Origin of the sequence: Dietzia sp. E1 (assembly GCF_014145015.1) — a bacterium.
Classification (GTDB): domain Bacteria; phylum Actinomycetota; class Actinomycetes; order Mycobacteriales; family Mycobacteriaceae; genus Dietzia; species Dietzia cinnamea_A.
Genome location: NZ_JAALDU010000141.1, coordinates 1 through 4139 on the forward strand (window position 1 = coordinate 1; position 4139 = coordinate 4139).

The 4139-nt window shown below is 71.3% G+C and carries 3 protein-coding genes and 2 pseudogenes; 1 reads left to right on the top strand and 4 read right to left on the bottom strand.

Annotated elements, in window-relative coordinates; all coding sequences use genetic code 11:
• The 4 genes and pseudogenes from G6030_RS05965 to G6030_RS05980 form a co-directional block, all read right to left on the bottom strand.
• A pseudogene (locus G6030_RS05965) lies at positions 1-219 on the bottom strand (CAP domain-containing protein); the annotation flags it as partial.
• 158 nt (positions 220-377) lie between these two features.
• Positions 378-1001, bottom strand: coding sequence for a CAP domain-containing protein (locus G6030_RS05970; RefSeq protein WP_070722333.1), 624 nt, complete (start codon positions 999-1001; stop codon positions 378-380).
• Positions 1002-1255: 254 nt separating this feature from the next.
• On the bottom strand, positions 1256-1789 hold the full coding sequence (locus G6030_RS05975; RefSeq protein ID WP_182642500.1) for a CAP domain-containing protein: 534 nt from the start codon (positions 1787-1789) through the stop codon (positions 1256-1258).
• A gap of 403 nt (positions 1790-2192) precedes the next feature.
• Positions 2193-3806, bottom strand: coding sequence for an MFS transporter (locus G6030_RS05980; protein ID WP_347238593.1), 1614 nt, complete (start codon positions 3804-3806; stop codon positions 2193-2195).
• A 126-nt stretch (positions 3807-3932) separates the two neighbouring features.
• On the opposite strand from G6030_RS05980, the pseudogene G6030_RS05985 reads away from it, so the two are divergent.
• A pseudogene (locus G6030_RS05985) lies at positions 3933-4139 on the top strand (hypothetical protein); the annotation flags it as partial.

Consider the following 4139-nt stretch of genomic DNA (forward strand, 5'->3'; position numbering starts at 1 on the left):
CTGGGCGCGGTACTCGGCGGAGGCGGGATCCAGGGTGGGCGCACCCCCGGCGGGCGCAGGAGCGGCGAATCCGATCGTCAGGCCGGGCAGGTGGATCTGCGGCAACTGGATCTGGGGCGCCTGAGCCGACGCCTGGGGTCCGGCGCCGAGGGCGACGGTGGCGGACGCCGCGGCGACCAGGATCAGGCCGCGGCGCAGATGGTGGAGGGCTCGGGTCACGAGGGTGGGTACCTTTCGTGTGCTGCGACCCGACGGTCGGATCGCCAGCCGAGACGGTAGGGCCGACCGGTGCCCTAAGCCAGCCGTCATCACCCCGTGACCAGCCTGACCTGCACTCCGCCGGGGGCGAGCGCACCCCCGCTGGACGGGTGTTCGTGTCAGTCGCGGGCGAAGTCCTGGACCACGTGCACGGTTCCGTCCTCCGCGGTGACCACTCCTACGCCGACCCGCGTGAACTCGCCGTCGAGCATGCGCTCCCGCATCCCGGTGTCGGTGAGCAGTGCGGACAGAGTGTTCTGCGGCGTCGCGCCGGCGGGCAGGGTCAGCACGGTGCGGTCGCCGGACCCCTCGCCCGCGGGGGCCGCCTCCGAGTCGTCGTCCTCACCCGCCCGGGCGTCGGCGGGGACGGGGGCGTCGCCCGTGGCCGGATCGCCCGCGGCGAGTTCGGCTGCGCGCTCACGGGCCGATGCCTCGAGTGCCGGGTCGGTGACCAGTCGGTTCGCGCCCACCACGAGACGGGCGTCGTTGACCGCTGCGACCACGCTGCCCTCGAACGCCATCAGCCGTACCTCCTCCGGTAGGAGATCGGCGGTGGCGGGATCGGCTGCCGCGGCGCCGCCGGGCTGGGCGTCGGCCGGGGCGAGCGACGACAGGCCGGGGATCGCCAGGTCGAACGGCAGGGCGAATTCCAGTGATCCCTGGGCGGCCGCGGTGCCCGCGCCGGAGACGAGCAGGAGGGCTGCGGCGCCCGTGGTGACAGCGGAGCGGAAGTGGTGACGCACGCGATGGTCCTTTCCTCGGTCCCCGGCTCGCGCCGGGATTGTGTGGGCGAAGTGGACTGGGCGGCGAGGCCGCGGCTCAGTCACTCCTGCAACTATCGCCACTCTAGTCACACGCGTTACAGGTAGGCGATTCGTGAACGGGGCCTCGCCGCGACGCCAGCGGGACTCCGGCGCATAGCCGGCTGACGACGACGGCGACGCCCCCGCGTCAGAGCAGGGGCGTCGCCGAGAGTGCGGCCGCACGGGCCGGTGGGTCAGCGCAAACTGACGAAGTTCTGCGTGGAGTACAGCTTCCGGCTGTCGGCCACGTCCGCGCCCACGCCGAGGTGCGTGTGGGCGGGATTGAGAAGGTTGACGCGGTGCGGGGTCGAGTTCATCCACTGACGCACCAGGGTCTCGCCACTGGCGCCGCACCAGTTCTGCAGCACGTTCTCGCCATAGCTGCGCCACTGTCCGGGGTAGGCCGCGGTGACCTGGGCGCGGATTCCGGGGTTGTGGTACATCCGGCCCTCGGTGGCCATCTGTTCGCTCCAGGTCTGGGCGATCCCGTCCAGGCTCTCGAGCCGCTTGACGGGGGCCACCTTCGCGGCCGCGCGCTCGCGGTTGGTGTGTTCGTGGACGTCCTCGATCACCTGCTCGAGCTCCGCGGGGGTCGCGGACTCGCAGGGCGCCGGCGTGGCCATGGTGAATTCGAGAGACTGGGCGGCGGTGACCGGGGCGGTCAGGACGGTGAATGTGGCGGCGGCGATGACGACAGCGCGTATGCGGAGCCGGGCGATAGTTCTCATGAGGGGATCCTGAGGGGATATGGGGGATGTGAGGGTGGCGGAGGGGTTGCCACGACCTGAGAATAAGGTCACGTCCCGGCGGCCACGCGAGAATCCACCCCGCCGGTCCGGGGGCCGGATCGCGAAAAGGCCAGGTCGGCACGACGAGTGTCGCTCCGTCATCTAAACGATCGTCCAAGAGCGCCGAACGCGGCCCGCCGGGTCCACGGATTGCGGCCCTGACCCGGCGCGCGGTGCCCGGGCCGGCGGGATACGGATGAGCGTTTTCTCGCCGTTCACACGTTGAGATGATCACCACACGTGGTCCGATCAGCCCCGCGGCCACCCGGCCGGAGGGGTGGGTCGATTCTCTCCGCTTGAACCGCCCATCCGCGCGGAGGCAGGGTGTCGCGGAGGCAGGGCGTCAGGCGCAGCGCTTCTCGCGGCGGCGATCCACCACGCTGAACGCCAACGCGCCCGCCGCCAGCAGCGCGATGATGCCCAGCGCCGCCCGGAACGCCAGCAGCCAGTCGCCGCGGGACTCGACGATGCCGAAGAGCACCCCGGGCACGATCGCCGTGCCGACCGCCGTGCCCATGCGCTGGCCGAGCGAGATGATGCTGCCCGCGACGCCGCCGTAGGCCGGGTCCACCGCCCGCAGCGTGAGGGTCTGGTTGGGCGAGATGGTCATGCCCTGCGCGATGCCGACGAACGCCGCCGGGACCATGAACACCAGGTAGTGCAGCGCGCCGGATTCGACGAAGCCGGCCAGCACCATGAACGTCACCAGTGCGGTGATCGTGATGGAGAAACCGGTGATGACCATCCGCCGCCCCAGGCGCAGGACGAACCGCCCCGCGACCTGCGCGGAGATCGCCGCGCAGACCGACGCCGGGAGGCTGATGAACGCCGAGTCGATGGGTGCGTACCCCAGGTGGAACTGTAGGTACAGCGGCATGATGACCCACAGGCTGGTGCCGCCCACGAAGTAGATGGACACGATGATCATGCCGTTGCGGAAGCCCGCGTCGCGGAAGATGTCCGGGTTGACCAGCGGCGGCCGCCCGAGCCGCTCGTAGCGCCGCTCCCACCACGCGAACACCCCGAGCAGGGCCAGCCCGGCGGGCACGAGCGCCCAGTACGCCGGATGCAGGTCGCGGCCGAGGAACGGCAGCATCACCGCGAGCACGGCCACACCGAGCAGCGCGATGCCGATGGGGTCCAGATCGAGCCGCCGACGCCCCGGGGCCGGCCCGGTCGCAGACGGCCCTCGCGTGCCCGGGGCGTCCGCTCCAGTGGCGGAGCCGGCGGCGTTGTCGTCGTCGTTGTCGTCGTCACCTAGTCGGGCGGTGGCCCGCTCCAGGGGCGCCATCTCCGCCGCACGGGCCCTCGACCCGCCCACGTCCGGACCGTCGTCGTCGGCGCGGGGGATGGTCCGGTCGTCGGCGAGCCAGCGCTGCCCCAGCACCAACGCCAGCACGCCCAACGGCACGTTGACCAGGAACATCGCCCGCCAGCCCAGGTCGTCACCGAGCGCCTCGATGAGCAGCCCGCCCACTAGAGGCCCCGACGCGGTGGCGATGGAGACGGTGGTGGCCATGGTCGCGAAGGCCCGGGCGCGCGCCTCCTTGCGGAAGTACTTCTGGATGAGGCCGAACGTCTGCGGATTGAGCATCCCCGAACCGACGCCCTGCACCAGACGCGCGAGGTTGAGCATCTCGATCGACTGCGCGAACCCCGCGATCAGCGCGCCGACGATGAACACCGTGACGCCGGCCAGGAAGATCCGCTTGCGGCCGGTCGCGTCACCGAGGCGCCCCGACGGCACCAGGAGCAGGCCGAACGCCAGGGCGTACCCCGAGATCACCCACTGCAGGCTGCTCGACTCGGCGTCGAACGTCGTGCCGATCACCGGCAGCGCCACGTTGATTACCGACAGCGCCAGCAGCGCCATGAACAACGGCACCATCAGCGGCGTGAGGATTCTCGCCGTGCTCACCGGCCGGGGGGTCGCGGTCTCCACACGTTGATCGGTCACTCCCGCGATGGTATCCGCGGCGCCGAAACACGCCCCGGCACCGGCTGGCGCGCACCGGATGTCACAGCCCCACAACAACCCGGTCACAACCTTCTCCCACACCTGTGCCCTCGGTAACGTCAGGTCATGGCTGATCCAATCCGCACCGCAGAAGCAGATCCCATCCCGTACGCCGACCTCACCGAGCTGGGCGGCGTCACCGGCCGGGCCGTGTCCATCTTCCTGCCCACGGCCCGCGGGGGCGCGGAGGTCCGCGAGAACCCCATCCGCGCCAAGTCGCTCATCAAGGAGGCCGAGGCCCAGCTCCGCGCCCACGGCGCCACCGAGGAGGAG

Excerpts from the sequence above, each read along its gene's own strand:
- G6030_RS05975 (WP_182642500.1), bottom strand. The coding sequence starts at position 1,789 with ATGAGAACTATCGCCCGGCTCCGCATACGCGCTGTCGTCATCGCCGCC.